This is a genomic window from Streptomyces sp. NPDC015130, from assembly GCF_043080005.1.
Taxonomy (GTDB): Bacteria; Actinomycetota; Actinomycetes; order Streptomycetales; family Streptomycetaceae; genus Streptomyces.
Window position 1 is genome coordinate 534,853 of sequence record NZ_JBIBVC010000001.1, and the last position, 24,317, is coordinate 559,169.

The 24,317-nt window shown below is 73.2% G+C and carries 20 protein-coding genes; 12 read left to right on the top strand and 8 right to left on the bottom strand.

Annotated elements, in window-relative coordinates; genetic code table 11:
- Positions 1-20: 20 nt before the first annotated feature.
- From ACF08F_RS02595 to ACF08F_RS02615, 5 genes are all read right to left on the bottom strand, one after another.
- A complete protein-coding gene (locus tag ACF08F_RS02595; RefSeq protein WP_392296650.1) occupies positions 21-956 on the bottom strand; it encodes an alpha/beta fold hydrolase in 936 nt (311 codons plus the stop codon).
- On the bottom strand, positions 953-1,438 hold the full coding sequence (locus ACF08F_RS02600) for a phage holin family protein (RefSeq protein WP_392296651.1): 486 nt from the start codon (positions 1,436-1,438) through the stop codon (positions 953-955). Before ACF08F_RS02600 ends, ACF08F_RS02595 begins: the two co-directional genes overlap by 4 nt.
- A gap of 89 nt (positions 1,439-1,527) precedes the next feature.
- Positions 1,528-2,919 carry a Na+/H+ antiporter NhaA gene (nhaA, locus tag ACF08F_RS02605; protein WP_392296652.1) on the bottom strand — a complete coding sequence of 464 codons (1,392 nt, stop codon included), beginning with the start codon at positions 2,917-2,919 and terminating at the stop codon, positions 1,528-1,530.
- 303 nt (positions 2,920-3,222) lie between these two features.
- Positions 3,223-5,178: an acetate--CoA ligase gene (acs, locus tag ACF08F_RS02610; RefSeq protein ID WP_392296653.1), complete on the bottom strand. Its 1,956-nt coding sequence runs from the start codon at positions 5,176-5,178 to the stop codon at positions 3,223-3,225.
- A gap of 194 nt (positions 5,179-5,372) precedes the next feature.
- Positions 5,373-7,880, bottom strand: a complete 2,508-nt coding sequence (locus ACF08F_RS02615; RefSeq protein WP_392296654.1) for a SulP family inorganic anion transporter — start codon at positions 7,878-7,880, stop codon at positions 5,373-5,375.
- A gap of 327 nt (positions 7,881-8,207) precedes the next feature.
- On the opposite strand from ACF08F_RS02615, the gene ACF08F_RS02620 reads away from it, so the two are divergent.
- On the top strand, positions 8,208-9,560 hold the full coding sequence (locus tag ACF08F_RS02620; protein ID WP_392296655.1) for a hypothetical protein: 1,353 nt from the start codon (positions 8,208-8,210) through the stop codon (positions 9,558-9,560).
- 82 nt (positions 9,561-9,642) lie between these two features.
- On the opposite strand, the gene ACF08F_RS02625 is transcribed toward ACF08F_RS02620, so the two are convergent.
- Complete coding sequence (locus ACF08F_RS02625) at positions 9,643-10,629, bottom strand: ATP-binding protein (protein WP_392296656.1); 987 nt, start codon at positions 10,627-10,629, stop codon at positions 9,643-9,645.
- Positions 10,630-10,731: 102 nt separating this feature from the next.
- Between ACF08F_RS02625 and ACF08F_RS02630 the strand changes: the two genes are divergently transcribed.
- Positions 10,732-11,571 carry an oxidoreductase gene (locus tag ACF08F_RS02630; RefSeq protein ID WP_392296657.1) on the top strand — a complete coding sequence of 280 codons (840 nt, stop codon included), beginning with the start codon at positions 10,732-10,734 and terminating at the stop codon, positions 11,569-11,571.
- A gap of 300 nt (positions 11,572-11,871) precedes the next feature.
- Here ACF08F_RS02630 and ACF08F_RS02635 read toward each other — a convergent pair whose 3' ends face one another.
- Positions 11,872-12,738: an HAD family hydrolase gene (locus tag ACF08F_RS02635; protein WP_392296658.1), complete on the bottom strand. Its 867-nt coding sequence runs from the start codon at positions 12,736-12,738 to the stop codon at positions 11,872-11,874.
- Positions 12,739-13,248: 510 nt separating this feature from the next.
- On the opposite strand from ACF08F_RS02635, the gene ssd reads away from it, so the two are divergent.
- The 7 genes from ssd (at position 13,249) to ACF08F_RS02670 (ending at position 18,395) form a co-directional block, all read left to right on the top strand.
- On the top strand, positions 13,249-14,346 hold the full coding sequence (ssd, locus tag ACF08F_RS02640) for a septum site-determining protein Ssd (protein WP_392296659.1): 1,098 nt from the start codon (positions 13,249-13,251) through the stop codon (positions 14,344-14,346).
- A complete protein-coding gene (locus ACF08F_RS02645; RefSeq protein ID WP_392296660.1) occupies positions 14,343-15,536 on the top strand; it encodes a TadA family conjugal transfer-associated ATPase in 1,194 nt (397 codons plus the stop codon). The genes ssd and ACF08F_RS02645 overlap by 4 nt, the downstream gene beginning before the upstream one ends.
- Positions 15,536-16,426, top strand: a complete 891-nt coding sequence (locus ACF08F_RS02650; RefSeq protein WP_392296808.1) for a type II secretion system F family protein — start codon at positions 15,536-15,538, stop codon at positions 16,424-16,426. Before ACF08F_RS02645 ends, ACF08F_RS02650 begins: the two co-directional genes overlap by 1 nt.
- Positions 16,423-17,211: a type II secretion system F family protein gene (locus ACF08F_RS02655; protein WP_392296661.1), complete on the top strand. Its 789-nt coding sequence runs from the start codon at positions 16,423-16,425 to the stop codon at positions 17,209-17,211. Before ACF08F_RS02650 ends, ACF08F_RS02655 begins: the two co-directional genes overlap by 4 nt.
- 29 nt (positions 17,212-17,240) lie before the next feature.
- Entirely contained in the window at positions 17,241-17,528 is a 288-nt protein-coding gene (locus ACF08F_RS02660; protein WP_392296662.1) for a DUF4244 domain-containing protein, read from the top strand.
- A gap of 10 nt (positions 17,529-17,538) precedes the next feature.
- The gene (locus ACF08F_RS02665; RefSeq protein WP_392296663.1) at positions 17,539-17,907 is read left to right on the top strand and encodes a TadE family type IV pilus minor pilin; all 369 of its coding nucleotides are present in this window, start codon (positions 17,539-17,541) and stop codon (positions 17,905-17,907) included.
- Between the two features lie 152 nt (positions 17,908-18,059).
- On the top strand, positions 18,060-18,395 hold the full coding sequence (locus ACF08F_RS02670; protein WP_392296664.1) for an Rv3654c family TadE-like protein: 336 nt from the start codon (positions 18,060-18,062) through the stop codon (positions 18,393-18,395).
- Here ACF08F_RS02670 and ACF08F_RS02675 read toward each other — a convergent pair.
- The gene (locus tag ACF08F_RS02675) at positions 18,334-20,814 is read right to left on the bottom strand and encodes a DEAD/DEAH box helicase (protein WP_392296665.1); all 2,481 of its coding nucleotides are present in this window, start codon (positions 20,812-20,814) and stop codon (positions 18,334-18,336) included. The two genes, ACF08F_RS02670 and ACF08F_RS02675, sit on opposite strands and share 62 nt — an antisense overlap.
- Positions 20,815-20,894: 80 nt before the next feature.
- Here ACF08F_RS02675 and ACF08F_RS02680 point away from each other — a divergent pair, with 80 nt between their 5' ends.
- The 3 genes from ACF08F_RS02680 to ACF08F_RS02690 all read left to right on the top strand — a co-directional run bounded on the left by ACF08F_RS02680 (position 20,895) and on the right by ACF08F_RS02690 (position 24,260).
- Positions 20,895-21,248 (top strand): STAS domain-containing protein, encoded by a 354-nt coding sequence (locus ACF08F_RS02680; protein ID WP_055642712.1) that lies wholly within the window; start codon positions 20,895-20,897, stop codon positions 21,246-21,248.
- A gap of 14 nt (positions 21,249-21,262) precedes the next feature.
- Complete coding sequence (locus ACF08F_RS02685) at positions 21,263-21,721, top strand: ATP-binding protein (RefSeq protein WP_392296666.1); 459 nt, start codon at positions 21,263-21,265, stop codon at positions 21,719-21,721.
- 211 nt (positions 21,722-21,932) lie between these two features.
- Positions 21,933-24,260, top strand: coding sequence for a sodium-translocating pyrophosphatase (locus ACF08F_RS02690; protein WP_392296667.1), 2,328 nt, complete (start codon positions 21,933-21,935; stop codon positions 24,258-24,260).
- Positions 24,261-24,317: the final 57 nt, after the last annotated feature.

The following is a 24,317-nucleotide window of genomic DNA, read 5'->3' on the forward strand; positions in this document are numbered from 1 at the left end:
GACAGGGTGCGGACGGTGTGTCAGCGGTCGGGCTCGGGGTCCTTCAGCCAGCTGACGAGCTCCGTGGAGAAGGCCACCGGGTCCTCCTCGTGCGGGAAGTGGCCCAGACCGTCGAAGAGCCGCCAGCGGTACGGCGCCTCCACGTACTCGCCCGAGCCGGCCGCGCTGCGGGTCCGCATCACCGGGTCCAGGGAGCCGTGCAGGTGCAGCGTCGGAACCCGTACGGGCCGCTTCATGCGCCGGTTGAACTGGATGCCGTCGGGGCGGGCCAGGGACCGCACCATCCAGCGGTACGGCTCGATCGAGCAGTGCGCCGTCGACGGGATCAGCATCGCCCGCCGGTACGTCTCGACGGCCTCCTCGTCGGCGGGGCGCGGCCCCGACCACTCGTGGATCAGCTCCCCGACGAGCGCCGCGTCGTCCGCGACGAGCCGGCGCTCCGGCAGCCACGGCCGCTGGAAGCCCCAGATGTGCGAGCCGGCCCGCGACTGCGCGAAGTCGCCGAGCATCGCCGAGCGCCAGCGGCGCGGGTGCGGCATGGAGGAGACGGCCAGACGGCGCACCAGCTTGGGCCGCATGACGGCCGCCGTCCAGGCGAGGTAGCCGCCCAGGTCGTGCCCGACGAGCGCCGCGTCCGGCTCCCCGAGGGAGCGGATGACGCCGGTGATGTCGAGGGCCAGATTGGCGGGGTCGTAACCCCGGGGGGTGCGGTCGCTGCCGCCCACCCCGCGCAGGTCCATCGCGACGGCCCGGAACCCCGCGTCGGCGAGGGCCGGCAGCTGGTGGCGCCAGGTCCACCAGAACTGCGGGAAGCCGTGCAGGAGCAGCACCAGCGGGCCGTCGCCCATCTCGGCGATGTGGAAGCGGGCGCCGTTGGCGGCCACGTCGCGATGGGTCCACGGCCCGTCGAGCCGGACGGGCCCGCCGTTGCCGCTGCTGCTCTCGGGGAGGGTCATACGGACGAGCGTGCCACAGCGGAGGCCTTGTCCAGCGCCTTGGCCGCCTCCGGGCGCGGGTGGGGCTTCACCGTGGCGATCACGGCAGCCGTCTGCTTCGCGGAGGCGATGGACTTCTCCGGCGGCTTCACCTTGCGGAACTTGGCGTACGCCACGAAGCCGAGGAGGCCCGCGAGCAGCACGTTCGCCGCGAAGGAGAGCAGGAAGCACCAGACGAGGTTCCAGCCCCCGTTGCCGTTGTGCCCGCCGGTCCAGGTGTTGATGGCGTAGGCGAGCGCGAAGCTCAGCATCGGCAGCGAGAACAGCAGTACGACGCCGGCGGCGATGCCCGCGGCACTGCCGATCGCGCCGCGCTTGACGTCCTGCTTGACCTCGGCCTTGGCCAGGGCGATCTCGTCGTGCACCAGCGCGGACATCTCGGCGGTCGCCGAGGCGACCAGCTGGCCGAGGCTGCGCTCGGTGCCGTCGAACGGGTCGCTCATCGCTGCTCCCTCTTCTCTTCTGCGGTCCGAGGCTCTCCACACGGGTGCGAGTCCTCTTCCACGGTCCGACTTCTACGGTCCGACTCAGATCATGCCGGACGGTCGGCGTCGTCGCGCGATGCCCCCGCCGCTCGGGCGCGCTCGCGGTGCTCCGCGGCCTTCCTCTCGTAGATCTCCGCCATGCGTACGTGGTACGCCGGGTCGTCCTCCTCGTAGATGTCGGGGATGCCGTCCTGGTCGTCGTCGCGCTCCTCCTCGGCGATGAGCGAGCGGTACCTGCGGACCCGGAGCTTCAGCAGGACGGAGGCGCAGACGGCCGCGATGAGGGAGCCGACGAGGACGGCGGCCTTCACCTCGTCGGTGAGGGCGGCGTCGTCGGCGAAGGCCAGTTCGCCGATGAGCAGCGAGACGGTGAAGCCGATGCCGGCGAGGGACGCGACGGCGAAGACGTCCGGCCAGGTCAGTTCGGGGTTGAGCTCGGCCCGGGTGAAGCGGGCGGCGAGCCAGGTGCCGCCGAAGATGCCGATGGCCTTGCCGACGACCAGGCCGAGGACGACGCCGAGGGTGATCGGCTGGGTGAAGACGTCCCCGAGTGCCCCGCCGGTGACGCCGACACCGGCGGAGAAGAGCGCGAACAGCGGGACGGCGAGCCCGGCCGAGAGCGGTCGTACGAGGTGCTCGATGTGCTCGCCGGGGGAGTGCTCCTCGCCCTCGCGGGTGGTGCAGCGCAGCATCAGGCCCATCGCGACGCCGGCGATGGTGGCGTGGACGCCGCTGTTGTACATGAGGGCCCAGATGACGAGGGCCAGCGGGACGTACACGTACCAGCCGCGGACGTCCTTGCGGAGCAGTACCCAGAAGACGGCGAGTCCGGCGAGGGCGCCGCCGAGCGCGGCGAAGTTCAGGTCGCTGGTGAAGAAGATCGCGATGATCAGGATCGCGAAGAGGTCGTCGACGACGGCGAGGGTGAGCAGGAAGGCGCGCAGCGCGGACGGCAGCGAGGTGCCGATGACGGCGAGGACGGCGAGCGCGAAGGCGATGTCGGTCGCGGTGGGCACGGCCCAGCCGTCCATCGAGCCGTTTCCGACGGTGTTGACCAGGGCGTAGACGAGGGCGGGCGCGGCCATGCCGCAGATCGCGGCGATGACGGGGAGCGCGGCGGCCTTGGGGTCGCGCAGCTCGCCCGCGACGAGCTCGCGCTTGAGCTCGATGCCGGCGACGAAGAAGAAGACGGCGAGGAGGCCGTCGGCCGCCCAGTGCTGGACGGACAGGTCGAGGCCGAGGGCGGCGGGGCCTATGTGGAAGTCCTGTACGGCCTTGTAGCTGTCCGCCGCGGGGGTGTTGGCCCAGATGAGGGCGGCGACGGCGGCGACGAGGAGCAGTACGCCGCCGACGGTCTCGGTGCGCAGGGCGTCGGTGAGGTAGCGCCGCTCGGGCAGGGAGAGCCGGCCGAGGAACTTGCGGTCGGTGGGCGCAGACACGTGGGATTCCTCCGTCGGGCAGGCAGGGCGAAGCACATGCCGACCAGACTTCCCGGCTCACCTGGGTCTTTCTGACGCGTTCCTGACGCGATCCTTACTTTACCTAACGAGCGGGGGATGTGTCCGGCGGGGTTCTCTGGTGGGATTCACTTTATGGATGTTCACGGCTTTCGTCCCTTCGGGCGGGGCACACGGAAACGCCCGCCCCGAAGGTTCGGGACGGGCGTTTCCGTGTCGATCGGTCCTGGACCGGCCTCGATCCGGTCCTGCACCGGCCTCGGTGAGGTCCTCGACCGGCCTCGGTCAGTCCTCGCTGGAGGAGGACGGCAGCTGGGTCTGGATGAGCGACATGACCGAGGAGTCGGTCAGGGTCGTGACGTCGCCCAGCTCCCGGTTCTCCGCGACGTCGCGGAGCAGCCGGCGCATGATCTTGCCCGAGCGGGTCTTCGGCAGCTCCGCGACCGGCAGGATCCGCTTCGGCTTGGCGATCGGGCCGAGGGTCGCGCCGACGTGGTTGCGCAGGTCGGCGACGAGGTTCTCGTCCTCGCTGGCCGAGCCGCGCAGGATGACGAAGGCGACGATGGCCTGGCCGGTGGTCTCGTCGGCGGCGCCGACGACGGCCGCCTCGGCCACCGACGGGTGCGAGACGAGCGCGGACTCGACCTCGGTGGTCGAGATGTTGTGGCCCGAGACGAGCATGACGTCGTCGACCCGGCCGAGCAGCCAGATGTCGCCGTCCTCGTCCTTCTTGGCGCCGTCACCGGCGAAGTACTTGCCCTCGAAGCGGGACCAGTACGTGTCGATGTAGCGCTGGTCGTCGCCCCAGATCGTGCGGAGCATCGACGGCCACGGCTCGGTGAGGACCAGGTAGCCGCCACCGCCGTTCGGCACCTCGTTCGCCTCGTCGTCGACGACGGTCGCGGCGATGCCGGGCAGCGGGCGCTGGGCGGAGCCCGGCTTCGTCTCGGTGACGCCCGGCAGCGGCGAGATCATCATCGCGCCGGTCTCGGTCTGCCACCAGGTGTCCACGATCGGGGTCTTGTTGGCGCCGATGTGCTCGCGGTACCAGACCCAGGCCTCGGGGTTGATCGGCTCGCCGACCGAGCCCAGCACGCGGAGGCTGGACAGGTCGAACTTCGCGGGGATGTCGTCGCCCCACTTCATGAACGTGCGGATCGCGGTGGGCGCCGTGTAGAGGATCGTGACGCCGTACTTCTGCACGATCTCCCAGAACCGGCCCTGGTGCGGGGTGTCCGGGGTGCCCTCGTACATGACCTGCGTCGCGCCGTTGGCCAGCGGGCCGTAGACGATGTACGAGTGACCGGTGACCCAGCCGATGTCGGCGGTGCACCAGTAGACGTCGGTCTCCGGCTTGAGGTCGAAGACGGCGTGGTGCGTGTACGCGGCCTGGGTGAGGTAGCCGCCGGAGGTGTGCAGGATGCCCTTCGGCTTACCCGTGGTGCCGGAGGTGTAGAGGATGAAGAGCGGGTGCTCCGCGTCGAAGGCCTCCGGGGTGTGCTCCGTGGACTGGCGGGCGACGATGTCGTCCCACCAGACGTCGCGGCCCTCGGTGAAGGCGGTGTCCTGGCCCGTACGGCGGACCACGAGGACGTGCTCGACCTGCGGACACTTGGCGACGGCCTCGTCGATGGCCGGCTTGAGGGCGCTCGGCTTGCCGCGGCGGTAGCCGCCGTCGGCGGTGACGACCAGCTTGGCGTCGGCGTCCTGGATGCGGGAGGCGACGGCGTCGGCGGAGAAGCCGCCGAAGACCACCGAGTGGGCGGCGCCGACGCGGGCGCAGGCCAGCATCGTGACGGCCGCCTCGGGGATCATCGGCAGGTAGACGGCGACCCGGTCGCCCTTGCGGACGCCCAGCTCGGTCAGGGCGTTGGCCGCCTTGGAGACCTCGTCCTTGAGCTCGGCGTAGGTGATGGCGCGGCTGTCGCCCGGCTCGCCCTCGAAGTGGATGGCGACCCGGTCGCCGTGGCCGGCCTCGACGTGGCGGTCGACGCAGTTGTACGCCACGTTGAGCTCGCCGTCCGCGAACCACTTGGCGAACGGCGGGTTCGACCAGTCGAGCGTCTCGGTCGGCTCGGTGGCCCAGGTCAGGCGCTTGGCCTGCTCGGCCCAGAAGCCCAGCCTGTCCGCCTTGGCCTGCTCGTACGCCTCCGCCGTCACATTGGCGTCCGCGGCCAGCTCGGCGGGCGGCGCGAACCGCCGCTCTTCCTTGAGCAGGTTGGCCAAGGATTCGTTGCTCACGACATCTCCCTTTCCCAGGGCGTCCTCTGTGCGTATGTGTCCCGCGTCATACCTCATCAGTCAGATGCCCGGGTGACAAGAGTCTCCGGAGAATTGGTTTAGACCTGTGAGTGACTTGACGCGATGTGGCCCCTCGCTCCCGAGCGGTGGGAGAAAGGGGCCACACAGTCTCACGGACGGGGGCGCCGGATGGTTCAGGACGCGCGCGCGGGCTCCCAGACGACCGGCCCGCGACCGGTCGCCGCTCCGGCCTCGGCCTCCCTCGCCTCCGTCGCTCCGGGCTCCGTCCCGCCGGCGTCCGGCGCGCTCGGGGCCGCCGGCATGACCTGGGTGAAGACGTCGTCGTAACTGTGCACCTCGTCCGTGCCGGAGAGCAGGTAGGCCTGCGCCTCGCCCACGTGGAAGTACACGCCGTGCAGCGTGAGGCTGCCCTCGGCCAGCCGGCGCGCCACCGATTCGTACGCCCTGAGGTGCTCCAGCTGCTGCACCACGTTGGTCAGGCAGAGCTGCTCGACCGCGTCGGCCGGCAGCCGTCCGGAGATCCGGGCCCAGGCGTGCCGCCGGCTCGCCATCCGCTCCAGGCTCGGCCGGCCGTGCCGCAGCCAGCGCCGCAGCGGGGTCGGCGGCACCGCCGGATCGTCGGGGCCGCTGCCCAGCAGGGCCTGCATCGCGCCGCAGCCGGAGTGGCCGCACACCGTGATCGACGCGACCTGGAGCACGTCCACCGCGTACTCGATCGCCGCCGCCACCGAGTCGTCCCCGCTCTCCTCGCCGGGGAGGGGGACGAGGTTGCCGACGTTGCGCACGGTGAAGAGGTCGCCCGGGCCGCTGGACGTGATCATGCTGGTGACCAGCCGGGAGTCCGCGCAGGTCAGGAAGAGCTGCGAAGGGCGCTGGCCCTCGCGGGCGAGCCGGGCGAGCTCGTCCCGCACCAGCGGGGCGGTGTTCCGCTGGAACTTGCCGATGCCGCTGGCCAGGTGCAGCCCCGACGTCCGCCGGGCCTCGGCGGGCGCGTCCGGCCTCTCGGGCCCTTCCTCCGGGGCGGCCGGTCCGTCGGCCGGCAGCTCCCCGCACTGGTGGTTGTGCCACGGGGTCCAGGGGCGGCAGCAGGCATGCGCGGCGGAGGCGGCGGCCGCGGCGGGGGAGGGCTCGGCGATCCGGGCGCCGGACGGGCCGGTCGTCTCGACCGTCCCGCCGTGGGCGAGGTGCCCGGTCGTCCATTCGCTCAGTGTCTCGTAGGCGGCGTGGTCCATGAAGGACCCGTCGAGTTCGACCACGACGTGGGATCCCTGGGGTAGTTGGTGCAGGGCTCGGCTCAGCCGGGGGACGGCGAGGAAGGTCAGCTGGCCCCGCACGCGCAGCAGCTGGTTGCCGTCCCGCTCCTCGCGGCTGATCCGCGTACGGGCGAGCCGGTGCAGGGCGACGGCGATGGCCACGGCGATGCCGAGGGCGACGCCCTCCAGGATGCCGACGAGGACGACACCGGCCAGCGTCACCGCGTAGACGACGACCTCGCGGTGCCGGGTGACCGTACGGATGTGGGTGATGCTGACCATCTGGATGCCGACCACCATGACGAGCGCGGCGAGTGCGGCGAGCGGGATGAGGTCGAGCACGGGGACGAGCAGCAGGGCCGCCAGCACGATCCACAGGCCGTGGAGCATGGTGGAGGTCCGGCTCACCGCTCCCGCCGAGACGTTGGCGACGCTGCGGACCGCGACCCCCGCGACCGGCAGTCCGCCGAGCGCCCCGGAGACCATGTTGGCCGCGCCCTGTCCGGCGAGCTCCCGGTCGAGGTGGGAGCGGGGGACGCTTCGGCCGTGGTCGGCGCGGGCGGTGACCAGCTTGTCGACCGCGACGGCGGAGAGCAGCGACTGCACGCTCGTGACCAGCGTGATCGTGAGCACCCCGGCGGCGATGCCGAGGACCGGCCCCTCGGGCAGGCCGGGCAGCGCGTGGCTGCTCCAGGAGGGCAGGTCGACACGGGGTACGGAGAGTCCGGCGACGACGGCCACCGCCGTCGCCCCGGCCACCGCGACGAGCGCGGCGGGGACCTTTCGTACGAGCCGGCCGGCCCTGCCCGGGAGTCTCGGCCAGGACAGCAGCACGGTCACGGTGAGGGCGCTGATGGCGAGCGCCGACGGGTGGATGTGCGCCAACTGGGCCGGCAGGCCCAGGACGTTGTCCACGACGGAGCTCTGCGGCGTGCCGCCGAGCACGATGTGGAGCTGCGCGAGGGCGATGGTGACGCCGATCCCGGCCAGCATGCCGTGCACGATCGCGGGTGAGACGGCGAGCGCGGAACGGGCCACGCGGAGGGCGGAGAGACCGAGTTGGGCGAGTCCGGCGAGGACCGTGATGGCGCAGGTGGTGCGCCAGCCGTACCGCTGGATGAGCTCGGCGGTCACGACGGTGAGGCCCGCCGCGGGGCCGCTCACCTGGAGCGGGGAGCCGCCGAACCGGCCGGCGACGAGGCCGCCGACGGCGGCGGCGACCAGCCCGGACTGGAGCGGCGCTCCGGTGGCGAGCGCGATGCCGAGCGAGAGCGGCAGGGCGATCAGGAAGACGGCGATCGAGGCGGACAGGTCGGCGCCCGCGATGCGGAGGCGGCGCGGTCCGCCCGGCGGTCCGTGGGGGCGCTGGGCCCTGGGCCGGTTGGTCTTGTGGTGGGTGGGCTTGCGGGCAGGGGTGCAGAGGGTCATGTTCCCGTCTCCTCCGGGGCGGCGCGGTCGCGGCTCGTGCGGGACGAACGTGGGGGGTCGCGGCCGTGGGTCACGGCGTGCAGCGGCGGGATTCCGGCTGGACCCTCGGGATGGGGAGGATCAACGCTCGGTAAATGGATCGTAATGGAGAGTAAAGTCTCCGGCATTATTTTCGGGGCAAACAGGGCAATGATTCACCGGTTCCGGTGATAGCCAAACGGAATGCCGCTTGTCGTTTCATCTCTCCGGCAGGTGTGGTGCGACGTTGACGCCGCTCGTACGGGATGCCGCTCGTACGGAACACGTGCTTCGAGGAGAGGTGGGCGGATGCCAGCCGCCGGGAGAAGGACCGCAGTCCACAAGGCCGTCCACGTGGGCGTCCACGGGGCCGTCCACAAGGCCGTCCGTAAGAGGGTGCTCGCCGCCGGTGCCCTCGCGGTCGCCCTGATCACCGGCCTCGCCGGCTGCTCGGGCTCCGACGGCACCTCCACGAAGCCCCCGGTGGGTGGCGCGGGCGCCAAGAAGGCCCCGGCCGCGGCGCCGCCGAACGCGGTCCGCCTGATCGGCGACGGCTCCACGGCCTTCACCGGAGCCCAGCCCCGCCAGCCGGTCTGGCAGCGGCTCAAGCCGGGGGAGACCCCGCCGCAGTTCGTGGTCTTCTCGTGGGACGGCGCGGGCGAGGACAGCCAGAAGCTGTTCTCCCACTTCCGTTCGGTCGGCCGGAAGTACGACGCGACCATGACGTACTTCCTGAGCGGCGTGTACCTGCTGCCCGAGGAGAAGCGGAAGCTCTACGACCCTCCGCAGCACAGCGCGGGACGCTCCGACATCGGCTTCAACGACGTCGAGGGGATCCGCGACACCGTCCGCGAACTGCGTGCGGCGTGGCTGGAGGGCAACGAGATCGGCACCCACTTCAACGGCCACTTCTGCGGGAAGGAGTCGGGCGTCGGCAACTGGTCGCCGGAGGAGTGGAAGAGCGAGATCAACCAGGCCAAGTCCTTCGTCAAGAACTGGAAGACGAACGCCGGGCTGAGCGCGGAGCAGCCGCTCCCCTTCGACTACGACAAGGAGCTCGTCGGCGCCCGCACCCCCTGCCTGGAGGGCCGGACGAACTTCGTCCAGGCCGCGGCGGAGATGGGCTTCCGCTACGACACGAGCGGCGTCAACGACCAGATCTGGCCCAAGAAGGACCTGGGTCTCTGGGACCTGTCGATGCAGCTCGTGCCGGTCCCCGGCCGCGCCTTCCAGACGCTCTCCATGGACTACAACTTCCTCGTCAACCAGTCCCCCGGCACGACCCAGGGCGACCCCTCGCAGCACGCGTACTGGGGGGACCAGATGCGGGACGGCCTGGTGCAGGCCTTCGAGCGCTCCTACCGGGGCAACCGAGCGCCGCTGATCATCGGCAACCACTTCGAGTCCTGGAACGGCGGCACGTACATGCGCGCCATCGAGGAGACCATCGCGACGGTCTGCGTGCAGAAGGACGTCGAGTGCGTGTCCTTCCGGCAGCTCGCCGACTGGCTCGACGCCCAGGACCCCGAGGTCGTCGCCAAGATGCGCACCCTGAAGGTGGGCGAGGCCCCGCAGGGCGGCTGGCAGACCTTCCTGGCCGCCCAGCCCCCCGCCCCGGCGGCCGCCCCGGCCCCCGGCGCCAAGCGGTCCGAGCGAGGCTGAGCCCTTCGCGCACCGTGAACCCGGGGCCGACCTGCGCCGGCAGGCCGGCCCCGGGCCCCCTTGTCCCCGCGTACGCGGCGCGTCAGCCGAGCCGCCCCGCGGTCAGGGGCTCGCCGAGTACGAACCCGGGGTCGACCTGCGCCGCCAGGTCGGCCCCGGTCTTGGCGTTGCCCCAGCTCTCGGCGTTGCGCAGGTGGAAGTGGACCATCTGGCGGGTGTAGCGGTCCCAGTCGCGGTGGGCGTACGAGTCGTCGGCCGCGTCCTGGAGGGCCTGGAGCGACATGCGGTTCTCCGCCTCCAGGAGCTCGAAGCGGGGCGGGCGGCCCTTCTCCATTGCACGGACCCAGTCCGAATGGCCCACGGTCACCAGCAGGTCGTCGCCGACCTCCGCGCGCAGGAAGTCGAGGTCGTCCTCGCCCTGCACCTTGTTCCCGACGACCTTGAGCGCGACGCCGAAGTCCCTCGCGTACTCCTTGTACTGGCGGTAGACCGAGACACCCTTGCGGGTCGGCTCGGCGACCAGGAAGGTCATGTCGAAGCGGGTGAAGAGGCCGGAGGCGAAGGAGTCCGAGCCCGCCGTCATGTCGACGACCACGTACTCGTCGGCCCCGTCGACCAGGTGGTTGAGGCACAGCTCCACCGCGCCGACCTTCGAGTGGTAGCAGGAGACCCCGAGGTCCGACTCGGTGAAGGGGCCGGTCGCCATCAGCCGGACGTCGCCGTCGTCGAGCGCGACCGTGCGCGCGCAGGCCTCGTAGACCGGATTGTCTTCGCGCACCCGCAGCAGCCGTGAACCCTCCCCGGGCGGCGTCGTCTTGATCATCGTGTCGGCGGAGACGATCCGCGGGTTCGAGCCCCGCAGGTACTCCTTGATGAGCGGCAGGTGCGCGCCCATCGCGGGCATCGCGGCGGCCTCGGGCTCGGGCAGCCCGAGCGCGGCGCCCAGGTGCTGGTTGATGTCGGCGTCGACGGCGACGACCGGGGACTCGGTGGCTGCGAGGTGGCGGATGAAGAGCGAGGACAGCGTGGTCTTGCCGCTGCCGCCCTTCCCGACGAAAGCGATCTTCATGTTCACCTAGCGTAGCCGCACGGATGCTTCGCGTGGTCAAGGTGCGTGAAGAAGACCACTCCATCGTGGGGCGGGCCGCCGGGGCGCGTAGCCTCCCTACTTATGAGTACGCACGCCTCTGACCCCTTGGCCGCCCTCGGCTCCCTGCCGGGCGTCGCCGACGCGGTGGACTCCGTACGCAAGGCCGTCGACCGGGTCTACGGCCACCGCGTGATGCGCCGTCGCAGCAACGAGATCTCCTCCGAGGCCGCACTGCGCGGCGCGCGCGGCTCCGCCGCCCTCTCCGGTGCCGACTGGGCGCTGGAGGAGGTCCGTCGGCGCTCCGACTTCAGCGCCGACGCCGAGGCCCGCACGGTCGGCGCCGCCCTGCGACTGGGCGCGGAGGCCGGGCAGCTCCTCTCCATCTGGCGCCAGTCGCCCATGCGGGTGCTCGCCCGGCTGCACCTGGTCGCCTCGGGTGACACGGCAATCCCGGAAGGCGCCGCCGCCGACACGGTCGGGCGGCCCCGGCTCGACGGCGAGACCGTCGACGAACCCCTGATCGACGCCCCGCTGCCGTCGCCCTCCGAGGTGGCCGGCCGGCTCGACGGGCTCGCGGAGCTGATCGTCGCCGGCGGCGAGGCCCCGGCGCTCGTGACAGCCGCGATCGTGCACGGCGAACTCCTCGCCCTGCGCCCCTTCACCTCGTACAACGGTCTGGTCGCGCGGGCGGCGGAGCGGATCGTGCTGGTCGGCAGCGGTCTCGACCCCAAGGCGATCTGTCCGGCCGAGGTCGGCCACGCCGAGCAGGGGACGGCGGAGTACCTTGCCGCGTTCGAGGGGTATCTGTCGGGCACCCCGGAGGGTGTGGGCGGCTGGATCGCGCACTGCGGCCGCTCGGTCGAACTCGGGGTCCGGGAGTCGACGGCCGTCTGCGAGGCGCTCCAGCGCGGCGCGGCCTGAACCGGCCCTGAACGGGTTGCGGCGGCACCAGGTCTGGTACCGCCGCTGGCACGTCTACCCAGTTACCATGCGTCCTCGATAAGTGCCCATCAGGCCGGGTACTTTGCCCTTGGCCTGGTGCGGCTGGCCCGTAATCGACGGGTCGACGTCGCGTGGGTGCTCGGTTTCTGTGCTAGGTCCGTGGGGCCTTCATGCTCAACAGGTGATCCTCTCGGATGTCCTCGGTCTCGCGGGCCTGATTCCTTTCTACTCCTGTCCGCGGGGAAGCGAAAGTGCTGGCTCCGCTTCTTTGCTCATTGCTCAAATTCGGGCAAAGTCGCCGGCGAGGCGATGGGTCAGCGCGGCCTGGCGGCGCCGGGAGGCGTACCAGACGAGTCCGGCCGTGGCCGCCGCCGCACCCACGGCCGCGGCGGCGACGAGCGCGGGTCGGGGCGGCATCCGGAACTCCGGCAGTCGCTGCTTGAGACGCACCGGCTTGTGGAACGCGAGCACCGGCCATTCACGGGCGACGGCCTCGCGGCGCAGGGTCCGGTCGGGGTTGACGGCGAACGGGTGACCGACGGCCTCCAGCATGGGGATGTCGGTCGCGGAGTCGCTGTAGGCGTAGCAGCGGGACAGGTCGTACCCCTCCGACTCCGCGAGCTCCCGGACGGCCTCGGCCTTCGTCGGCCCGTAGGCGTAGTACTCCACCTCACCGGTGAAGCAGCCGTCCTCCCCGACCACCATCCGGGTGGCCACGACGCGGTCGGCTCCGAGCATCTCGCCGATCGGCTCGACGACCTCGGCGCCGGACGTGGAGACGATCACGACGTCGCGGCCGGCGGCGTGGTGCTCCTCGATGAGGGAGGCGGCCTCGTCGTAGATGATCGGGTCGATCAGGTCGTGCAGGGTCTCGGCGACGAGCTCCTTGACCTGGGCGACGTTCCAGCCTTTGCAGAGCGCGGAGAGATATTCGCGCATCCGCTCCATCTGGTCGTGGTCGGCTCCGCCCACCAGGAACACGAACTGGATGTAGGCCGTCCGCAGGGCGGCGCGGCGGCTGATCAGCCCGCCCCGGTAGAAGGACTTGCTGAAGGTCAGCGTCGAGGACTTCGCAATGACCGTCTTGTCCAGGTCAAAGAAGGCGGCTGTGCGCGGCAAGGAGTGGTTTTCCACAAGCCTGAGCATAGGTGCCCGCCATTCGGCGTACGCTGGGGCGCGTGGGTTTGCCTGAGAAGGCTCTCGGGTACACCATGGAAGTCACGGATCGTTCGCGACCGTGCTAACCCGGTCCGGCTCCTCCCCCCCCGAGTCGGCCGGAAAGACGACCCCCGCTCTCCCCCCCGGCGGGGGTCGTCGCATGTCCGGAGCCGTTTCGGCCCTCCGTTTCATCGCGGATTCCTCTCTCTGCGCGCCTCGGTCGCGCTTCGGCCGGTCTGCCGCCGAGCGCTTGATTCATCACTGACGGTAACCGTCGGGCTGCGCTCCGGGGAGTCCCCGGAGGGGTGGCGTAGATATTCACAGACCCTCGGTTATCCACAGTTTTTCGGTGAGATCTCCAGGATTTCCGGTACGGCCTCACGGTGATTCCTGACGCGAAGTTCGCGGACGACAGGAATCACGAGAGGGGTGTGCGCCGTGGAGGGAACGAGGACTTCCGGGGCCAGGAGTGCGGCGAGGGCCGGAGGGAGCGCGGCCGTGGGCGCGGCGGTCCCGGCCGGGGCCGCGGGCGAGGCGCGCCGGACCGGGCCGCTGATCGTCACCGAGGACCTCGCGCTCCTCGACGACCTGCTCCGGCTGTGCGCGGCGGCCGGAGCGGAACCCGAGGTGCACCACCGCGTGCCGGAGCGGCGGGCGAGCTGGACCGACCCGCCGCTCGTCCTGGTCGGCGACGACTCGGCGGCCCGCTGCCGGGCGGCGGCACGTCGCCCGGGAGTCGTCCTCGTCGGCCGTGAGCGGGACGACCCCGGGGTCTGGCGGCTGGCCGTCGAGGTCGGCGCGGAGTCCGTGCTGCGGCTGCCGGAGGCCGAGAGCGTCCTCGTCGACCGCATCGCCGACGCGGCCGAGGGCGTGGGACGACAGGCGCTGACCGTCGGGGTCGTGGGAGGCCGGGGCGGCGCGGGCGCCTCCACGCTGGCCTGCGGCCTCGCGCTGGCCGCCGCGCGGACCGGCCGGCGCACCCTGCTCGTCGACGGAGACCCGCTGGGCGGGGGCCTCGACGTGTTGCTCGGCGGCGAGCGCGAGGACGGCAGACGCTGGCCCGACTTCGCGGCCTCCAAGGGACGGCTGGCCGGCGGAGCCCTGGAGGAGTCCCTGCCCGCCGTGCGCGGTGTGCGGGTGCTCAGCTGGGGCAGGGAGCCCGCCGCGCCGGTGCCGCCCGAGGCCGTGCGGTCCGTGCTCGCCGCCGCTCGCCGGCGCGGCGGGGTCGTCGTGGTCGACCTGCCGCGCGGCACCGACGAGGCGGCCACCGAGGCCCTGGCCCAGCTGGACCTCGGACTGCTCGTCGTCCCGGGCGAGCTGCGGGCCGTCGCGGCGGCCCACCGGGTGGCCTCGGCTCTCGGCATGGTCGTGCGCGACCTCCGGGCCGTGGTCCGCGGGCCGTACGCGGCGGGGCTCGACGAGCGCTGGGTCGCCGACGCGCTGCGGCTGCCGCTCGCCGGCGAACTGCCCTACGACCCGGGGATCGTCGCCGACCAGGACGCGGGCCTGCCGCCGGGCGCGGAGCCCCGAGGGGCGCTCGGCCGGTTCTGCGCCGCCTTCTGGGAGCGCGCCCTCGCCCCCGGCGGTGCGGCATGACCGGGACCGCCGTCGTGGACGGCGGCCGGCTCGGGGCCGGCGGTGCGGGGCTGCTCGACGCCGTGCGGCAGCGGCTCGCGGCGAGCGGGGCCGAACCGACACCCGCGCGGGTGGCGGCGGCACTGCGGGCGCAGGGACGACTGCTCGGCGACGCGGAGGTGCTCGGCGCGGCAGAGGAGCTCAGGTCCGAGCTGATCGGGACCGGCCCCCTGGAGCCGCTGCTCGCCGATCCGGCGGTCACCGACGTCCTGGTCTCTGCGCCCGACCGGGTCTGGGTGGACCGGGGCACCGGCCTGGAGCGGGCCCCGGTGGCCTTCCCCGACGCCGCCGCCGTCCGCAGGCTCGCGCAGCGGCTCGCCGCGGTGGCGGGACGCAGGCTCGACGACGCCCGGCCCTGGGTGGACGCGCGGCTGCCCGACGGCACCCGCATGCACGCGGTGCTGCCCCCGGTGGCGGTCGGCTCGACCTGTCTGTCGCTGCGGGTCGTGCGCCCCCGCGCCTACTCCCTGGAGGAGCTGGCCAAGGCGGGCACCGTGCCGCCGGGCGGGGACCGGGTCCTGCGGGCGCTGATCGACGCCCGCGTGTCGTACCTGGTCAGCGGCGGTACCGGGACCGGGAAGACCACATTGCTCGCCTCTTTGCTGGGTCTCGTGGGCCATCGGGAGCGGATCGTGCTCGCCGAGGACTCGGCGGAACTGCGGCCGGACCACCCGCACGTGGTGCGCCTGGAGGCGCGGCCCCCGAACCAGGAGGGCGCCGGTCTCGTGACCCTGCGGGACCTGGTCCGCCAGGCCCTGCGGATGCGGCCCGACCGGCTGGTGGTCGGCGAGGTCAGAGGCGGCGAGGCGGTGGACCTGCTCGCCGCGCTCAACACGGGCCACGAAGGCGGCTGCGGGACGGTCCACGCCAACACCGCGGCGGACGTGCCGGCCCGTCTCGAGGCGCTCGGGACCGCGGCCGGGCTCGACAGGGCGGCCCTGCACAGCCAGTTGGGCGCCGGTCTGTCCGTGGTGCTCCACCTCGTGCGGGACCGGGACGGGCGGCGGAGGATCGCCGAGCTCCACGTCCTGGAGCGGGACCGCGACGGGCTCGTCCGGACGGTGCCCGCGCTGCGGTGGGGTGCCGCCGGGTTCGAGCGGGAGCGGGGCTGGGAGCGGCTGAATTCGCTGACCGGAGGCGGGACGTGGTGATCGCGGAGGCGGTGACGGTGCGGGCCGTGGCGGAGGGCGCGGCGGTGCTCTGCGCGGTGCTCGGCCTGTGGGGGCTCGTCGAGTGGCGGCGCGGGACGGCCCGGGCCCGCATGGTGCTCGCGGGTGTCGTGCCGGACGGGGCCCGGGAGTGGGACGAGCTCCGCGCGCGGTGGGCGGCGGCCGGGGCGCGGTGGCGGGCCTCGGTGCGGAGGCGGCGCTCCTGGCTGTGTCTGCCGGTGGCGGGGACGGTCGCTCTGCTGAGCGGGTCGCCGCTGCCGCTGCTCGCCGGGGCGGTCGCGGTGCCGGTCGTGGCGCGGCGGCTGAGGGCGGCCCAGCGGCGGAAGGAGTGCGAGGCGCGTGCCGGGCGGGTGGTGGCCCTCTGCGGGGCCGTCTCCGGGGAGTTGAGGGCCGGCTGGCAGCCCGCACAGGCGTTGTCCTTCGCCGCCCGGCGGACGGGCGCGCTGGGTGACGAGGAGGCGGCGGTGCTCGCGGCGGCCCGGTTCGGCGGGGACGTGCCCGAGGTGTTGCGGCGGGCGGCCCGGCAGGACGGCGCCGACGGGCTCGCCGGTCTGGCGGCCTGTTGGCAGGTGGCCGTGGACGGGGGTGCGGGCCTGGCGGCGGGGCTCGATCGGCTGGAGGCGGCCCTGCGGGACCACCACGAGCAGCGGGAGCGGTTGCGGGCCGAGCTGGCCGGGGCCTGGGCGACGGTGACGGTCCTCGCGGTGCTGCCGGCGGCGGGGCTCGCCCTCGGCGCGGCGCTGGGCGCCGATCCTCTGCGGGTGCTCCTGCACACCCCGGCGGGCCTGGGGTGCCTGGCGGTGGGCGGTGCGCTGGAGGCGGCCGGTCTGTGGTGGGCCGCGCGGATCGTCCGGGGAGGGGAGCGGGCATGACGGGCGCTGCTCAGGTCGCGGGACTCCTGGTCCTGTTGATGGTGCTGTGCGTGCAGGCCGGGCGTGAAGTGCTGCGCGAGCGGCGGGCGCGGGGCATGCGGCGGCGGGTGGACGGGCTGCTGGCGGCGTCCGCGCCACGGCCCGGTAGCAGCCCGGGGGCCCGGAGGGCCGGGGGCCGGTGGTCGACCGGGGTGCAGCGGTGGGCCGTGCCGCTCGCGGCCGGGCTCGCCGGCTGGGCGCTCCTCGGCGGGCTCGGAGGACTGGGCGCCGGAGTCCTGGCGGCCTGCGGAGAGCGATGGCGGCGGACCCGGAAGCGGACGGCCGTGCTGTCCGGGGAGGCCGAGTCGGCGGGGCGTCACCTTCCGCTCGCGGCCGATCTGTTGGCCGCCTGTGCCTCCGCGGGGGCGGGGCCGGGAGAGGCGGCGGAGGCCGTGGGCCGCTCGCTCGGCGGGCCGCTCGGTGAGCGTCTGACCCGTACGGCGGCCGAACTGCGGCTGGGCGGCGAACCGGCCGAGGTGTGGCGGAGGTTCGGCGCGATACCGGGCGCCGAAGAGCTGGCCCGCTGCATGGAGCGGGCCGGTTCCTCGGGGGCACCCGCGGCGGAGGCCGTCGCACGGCACGCGGCCGGCCTGCGGGCCGCCCGGGCCCGGACTGCCGCGGCCCGCGCCCGCCGGGCGCAGGTGCTGATCAGCGCGCCCGTGGGGCTCTGCTTCCTGCCCGCGTTCCTGGCGGTGGGGGTGGCGCCCGTGGTGATCGGGCTGGCGACGGGACTGATGGACCGATGACGAGGACAAGGCGAGAGAAGGAGATCGACATGACGAACACGGTGAGCACGACGGGCGCGAAGACGGGCGCGGGCGTGACCGGCGGGGTGGCGGCGAGCCGCCCGGAGAGGAGGGGGCCGGTGAGTGCGGTGCGGGAGTGGTGGCGGGCCCGGCGGCGGGGCCTGCGGTCCGACTCGGGGATGACGACGTCCGAATACGCGGTGGGCACGATCGCCGCGGCGGCCTTCGCCGCGGTCCTCTACAAGCTCGTGACGGGCGGGACCGTGTCGGGAGCGCTCGAGTCGGTGATCGGCAAGGCCCTCGATGCGCCGTTCTGACCGGGGGTTCGTGACCGTCGAGGCGGCGATGGTCCTGCCCGTCGTCGCGCTGTTCACGGTGACCCTGCTCTGGGCGCTGGCCGCGGCCGCCGCGCAGATCCGGTGCGTGGACGCGGCGCGGGCGGGGGCCAGGGCGGCGGCCCGCTCCGAACCGGTCGCCGGCGCCGAGGCGGCCGCACGGGCCGCCGCGCCCGAGGGCGCCCGGGTGGCGGTGACGCGGTCGGGCGAGCTGTGGCGGGTGACGGTGGAGGTGTCCGCACCGGGCCCCCGGGGCATGGGGCTGACCCTGCGGGCGGACGCGGCGGCCCTCGCGGAGGATGCGACGGCCCTCGTGGAGGACGCGGTGGGCGGGGAGCCGGCGGTCGGGGGGTCGGCGTGACCGCGGGCCGCTGGAACGGCACCGGTCGGACGACCGGTCCCGGCCGCCGGACCGGTTTCGTCAGGCGGACCGGTCCCGGCCGGCGGACCTGTTCCGGTCGCCGGGCCGGTCTCGTCGGGCGGGGCTTTCGGGGTGATCGGGGTGCGGCGACCGTGTGGGCGGCGTTCGCGGCCTGTGCGCTGTGTGTGGTGTTCGGGGCGGTGCTCGCGTTGGGGCAGGCGGTGACGGCGCGGCACAGGGCCGGCGGCGCGGCCGACCTGGCCGCGCTCGCGGCGGCCGACCGGGCCCTGTGGGGCGAGGCCGAGGCGTGCGCCGCGGCGTCCCGGGTCGCCGCGGCTCAGGGCGCCGAGCTGCTGCGGTGCGTCGTGCGCGGCGAACTCGCCGATGTGACGGCCAGGGTGGTGAGCGGGCCGTACCGGCCGGACGTCAGCTCCCGGGCGGGGCCTCCACGGGCGGCGGCTCCGGGGCCTCCCGCAACAGTTCCGTGAGGAGGCGGACCGCGCCGCGCTTGTGCAGCGGATCGTTGCCGGTGCCGCACTTCGGGGACTGGACGCAGGAGGGGCAGCCCGCCTCGCACTCGCAGGAGGCGATGGCCTCGCGGGTCGCGGTCAGCCAGGCCCTGGCCGTGTGGAAGGCGCGCTCGGCGAAGCCCGCGCCGCCGGGGTGGCCGTCGTACACGAAGACGGTCGGCAGCAGCGTGTCGGGATGGAGGGGCACGGAGACGCCGCCGATGTCCCAGCGGTCGCAGGTGGCGAAGAGCGGCAGCATGCCGATGGAGGCGTGCTCGGCGGCGTGCAGGGCGCCGCCGAGGATCTCCGGGGTGATCCGGGCTGCGTCGAGCTGGTCCTCGGTGACCGTCCACCACACGGCCCGGGTGCGCAGGGTGCGGGGCGGCAGGTCGAGCTTGGTCTCGCCGAGGACCTCGCCGGTGATCAGACGGCGGCGCAGGAAGGAGACGACCTGGTTGGTGACCTCGACGGAGCCGTAGCAGAGGCGGCCGGCTCCCCAGGGGATCTCGGTGTCGGTTTCGAGGACGGAGACGGAGGTGGTGTCGCGGGCGGTGGTGGAGTACGGCGGGACGGCCTCCTCCACGAGTGCCACGGAGTCCTTCAGGTCGAGCTCCCGCACCAGGTAGGTGCGGCCCTGGTGGAGGTGGACGGCGCCCTCGTGGACGGCGGTGTGGGAGGCGGCCTCGTCGACCGTGCCGAGGAGGCGGCCGGTGCCGGCCTCCACGATCCGGACGGGGCTGCCGCCGCCGCCCCGGATGTCGGTGAGGTCGGCGGCCCGCTCACGGCGGGTCCAGTACCAGCCGGTGGAGCGCCGGCGCAGCAGTCCGGCGCCCTCCAGCTGGGGCATCAGGCCGGGCGCGGCGGGGCCGAAGAGCGTCAGGTCCGGGTCCGTCAGCGGGAGCTCCGCGGCGGCGGCGCAGAGGTGGGGGGCGAGGACGTAGGGGTTGTCGGGGTCGAGGACCGTGGACTCGACGGGCTGTTCGAAGATCGCTTCGGGGTGGTGGACGAGGAAGGTGTCCAGCGGGTCGTCCCGGGCGACGAGGATCGCGAGGGCGCCCTCGCCCGAGCGGCCGGCGCGGCCCGCCTGCTGCCACAGGGAGGCCCGGGTGCCCGGGTAGCCGGCGATCACGACGGCGTCGAGGCCGGAGACGTCCACACCGAGCTCCAGGGCGGTCGTGGCGGCCAGGCCGAGGAGCTCGCCCGAGTGCAGGGCCCGCTCCAGGGCGCGGCGCTCCTCGGGCAGGTAGCCGCCCCGGTAGGCGGCGACCCGGCGGGCCAGGGCGCGGTCGGTCTCGGCGAGCCGTTCCTGGGCGATCACCGAGATCAGTTCGGCGCCGCGCCGGGAGCGGACGAAGGCGACCGAGCGCACGCCCTGCCGGGTCAGGTCGGTCAGCAGGTCGGCGGTCTCGGCGGTGGCGGTGCGGCGGACGGGCGCGCCGCGCTCGCCGTGGAGCTCGGTGAGCGGCGGCTCCCACAGGGCGAACACCAGTTCGCCGCGCGGGGAGGCGTCGTCGGAGATCTCGGTGACCGGCAGCCCGGTGAGGCGGCCGGCGGCCAGGGCCGGCTCGGCGGAGGTGGCCGAGGCGAGGAGGAAGACGGGATCGGAGCCGTACCGGGCGCAGATCCGGCGCAGGCGGCGCAGCACCTGGGCGACGTGGGAGCCGAAGACGCCCCGGTAGGTGTGGCACTCGTCGATCACGACGTAGCGCAGGGCGCGCAGGAAGGAGGACCACCTGGGGTGGGAGGGGAGTATGCCCCGATGGAGCATGTCGGGGTTGGTCAGCACGTAGTTCGCGTACTGGCGGACCCACTCGCGCTCCTCGACCGGCGTGTCGCCGTCGTAGACGGCGGGGCGGATCCGGGTGCCGAGCGGGCCGGCCAGTTCCCGTACGGCGCGGCGCTGGTCGGCGGCGAGGGCCTTGGTGGGCGAGAGGTAGAGCGCGGTGGCCCCGCGCCCGTTGGGGGCCTCGGCGCCGTCCAGGAGGGTCGTCAGGACCGGGGCGAGGTAGGCGAGCGACTTGCCCGAGGCGGTTCCCGTGGCGATCACCACGGAATCGCCGTTCAGCGCGGCCTCGGCGGCCTCGGCCTGATGGGCCCAGGGGTGCTCGATCCCGGCCGCCTGGATCGCGTTGATCACCTCGGGGCGGATCAGGTGCGGCCAGACGGCATGACGGCCCTCCCGGGCGGGCATGTGCTCCGTATGAGTGATGCGCGCGGCCCGACTCTCGCCTGCGGAGAGCCGGCCGAGGACACTGCCGGGGGAGGGGCGACTGCCCGTGTCCCCGGCCGGGTGACGGGGGCGCTGATTCTTGGCCATCGGCACCGAGTGTGTCACTGCCAGGACGGACAATGCTTCCAAGGCGTCGTGCATGGCTGCTCGTAAGTGATTGAATGCCATTGCGGCTGGCGATCAGTTCCCTGGCTCCGCCTGGGAGGCCCGAGGGGGCGATCGCCCGATAGCAAGGTGCTGGAGGATCCGTGGACCTGTCCCTGTCGACTCGCAATGTGTCCGGCGCTGGTGGCGACCGTACGGTCGTCGAGGTCGGTGGCGAGATTGATGTGTATACCGCGCCCAAGCTGCGCGAGCAGTTGGTCGAGTTGGTGAACGACGGCAGCTACCACCTGGTCGTCGACATGGAGGGCGTGGACTTCCTCGACTCCACCGGCCTGGGTGTGCTTGTCGGCGGTCTGAAGCGCGTCCGCGCGCACGAGGGCTCGCTGCGTCTGGTCTGCAACCAGGAGCGCATTCTGAAGATCTTCCGGATCACGGGGCTCACCAAGGTGTTCCCGATCCACCAGTCGGTCGACGAGGCCGTCAACGCGGTCGACTGACCGAGGGAGATCGCATGGCCACCGTTGAACTCCGATTCAGCGCTCAGCCCGAGCACGTCCGTACGGCCCGCCTGGTGGCGGCCGCGGTCGCCCGCAGGGCCGGAGTGGACGAGGCGGTCCTCGACGAGGTGCGTCTCGCCGTCGGTGAGGCCTGTTCCCGTGCGGTCGGGCTGCATCGCAGCAACGGCGTCACGACCCCCATCAGGGTCGTGCTGACCGAGGAGGAGAAGACCTTCTCCATCGAGGTCGGCGACGAGGTGCCGGGCGCGGGCGTGGCGGCGGCGGATGCCGTCGGTGTGCCCGGTGCGCGGTCCTCGGCCCCGACCGACGACTTCGACGACGCCGACGGCGAGGACGAGATGGGTCTCGCGGTGATCCGCGGGCTCGTCGACGACGTCGCCGTGAGCGCCGGCGAGGACGGCGGGACCATCCGCATGAGCTGGCCGACCAGCCCGGCGGACATCCTGTCCTGACACCGTCCGAGCGGTAAGAGCGAAGGGAAGAGGCCCTGCCCAGCGGCAGGGCCTCTTTTCCGTCCCCGCCCCCGTCCGGCTCGACGAGCTCGCCCGACGGGCCCGCTCGCAGCGCGCACTCGACGCGCCCGCCCGGTCGGATTGGTGCATCCGCGCGGTGGCTCCGCGAGGTCCCCGTTTGTGTCGGTTTATATCCCTATGATCCGTCCTCATGGACCCCACTTCGCTCGCCGCGGCGGTGCTCACGAGCGGGAACCGGACGATCGTGGTCGTCGTCGCGGCCGTCGCGCTCGCCGCGCTGGTCGTCGCCCAGCTCCTCGTCCGCCAGGTGCTCGCGGCAGGCGAGGGCACCGAGAGGATGAAGGAGATCGCCGCCGCCGTGCAGGAGGGCGCCAACGCCTATCTCGCGCGGCAGCTGCGCACCCTCGCCGTCTTCGCGGTCGCCGTGTTCTTCCTGCTGATGCTGCTGCCCGCCGACGACTGGGCGCAGCGCGCCGGGCGGTCCCTGTTCTTCCTGGTCGGGGCGTTGTTCTCGGCGTCCACCGGGTACGTCGGCATGCGCCTCGCCGTCCGGGCCAACGTGCGGGTCGCGGCCGCGGCCCGGGAGGCCACCCCGGGGCCGGGCGAGCCCGAGAAGGACCTCACCGAGGTCGCGCACCGGGCCATGCGGATCGCCTTCCGCACGGGCGGGGTCGTCGGCATGTTCACCGTCGGCCTCGGACTGCTCGGGGCCTCCTGCGTCGTCCTCGTCTACGCCGCCGACGCGCCGAAGGTGCTGGAGGGATTCGGCCTCGGCGCCGCGCTCATCGCGATGTTCATGAGGGTGGGCGGCGGCATCTTCACCAAGGCCGCCGACGTCGGCGCCGACCTGGTCGGCAAGGTCGAGCAGGGCATCCCCGAGGACGACGCGCGCAACGCCGCCACCATCGCCGACAACGTGGGCGACAACGTCGGCGACTGCGCGGGCATGGCCGCCGACCTCTTCGAGTCGTACGCGGTGACGCTGGTCGCGGCCCTCATCCTCGGCATGGCCGCCTTCGGCGACCACGGCCTCGCGTTCCCGCTGATGGTGCCCGCCATCGGCGTGGTCACGGCGGTGATCGGCATCTTCGCGGTCGCCCCGCGGCGCGCCGACCGCAGCGGGATGAGCGCGATCAACCGGGGTTTCTTCCTCTCGGCGAGCGTCTCGCTCGTCCTGGTCGCCGTCGCCGCCTTCGCCTACCTGCCGTCCTCGTACGCCGAGCTCGAAGGCGTCACCGAGCCCGGCATCCCCGGCCACAGCGGCGACCCGCGGGTCCTCGCCCTCGTCGCGGTGGCCGTCGGCATCGTCCTCGCCGCCCTCATCCAGCAGCTCACCGGCTACTTCACCGAGACCGGCAGGCGGCCCGTGCGGGACATCGGCAGGTCCTCGCTCACCGGACCCGCCACCGTCGTCCTCGCGGGCGTCGCCCTCGGCCTGGAGTCCGCCGTCTACGCGGCGCTGCTGATCGGACTGGCCGTGTACGGGGCGTTCCTGCTCGGCGGCGCCTCGGTCATGCTGGCGCTGTTCGCGGTCGCCCTCGCCGGGACGGGCCTGCTCACCACCGTCGGGGTGATCGTCGCGATGGACACCTTCGGCCCGGTCTCCGACAACGCGCAGGGCATCGCGGAGATGTCCGGGGACGTCCGGGGCGCTGGCGCGCAGGTCCTCACCGACCTCGACGCCGTCGGCAACACGACGAAGGCCATCACCAAGGGCATCGCCATCGCGACCGCCGTCCTGGCGGCCGCCGCGCTCTTCGGCTCGTACCGGGACGCCATCGGGGCGGCGGTCGCCGAGGCCGGCGGGGCGAGGGCGATCGGCGGGGCCGCCGACCTCCTGACGCTCTCGATGGACATCTCGCAGCCCAACAACCTCTTCGGGCTGATCCTCGGCGCGGCGGTCGTGTTCCTCTTCTCGGGGCTCGCGATCAACGCGGTGTCCCGGTCGGCCGGTTCGGTGGTCCACGAGGTGCGGCGGCAGTTCCGCGAGCACCCGGGGATCATGACGTACGCCGAGAAGCCCGAGTACGGGCGGGTCGTCGACATCTGCACGAAGGACGCGCTGCGCGAACTCGCCACGCCCGGGCTGCTCGCCGTGACGGCCCCGATCGCGGTCGGCTTCGCGCTCGGCGTCGGACCGCTCGGCGCGTACCTCGCCGGAGCGATCGGCACGGGCGCGCTGATGGCGGTCTTCCTCGCCAACTCCGGTGGCGCGTGGGACAACGCGAAGAAGCTGGTCGAGGACGGGAACCACGGCGGCAAGGGCAGCGAGGCGCATGCCGCGACCGTCATCGGGGACACGGTCGGCGACCCGTTCAAGGACACGGCGGGGCCCGCGATCAACCCGCTCCTGAAGGTGATGAACCTCGTCGCGCTGCTGATCGCCCCCGCCGTCGTGAAGTTCGGTTACGGGGAGGACGCCAGCGACTGGATGAGGGCGGTGGTCGCGGGACTCGCGGTGCTCGTGGTGGTCGTCGCGGTCCGGGTCTCCAAGCGGCGCTCGGTGGCGGTCTCCTGACGTGGCGTCCGTCTCATTCCCCGGGCGCGGGGCGGGTCCGAGGGGCCATCTCGCTTG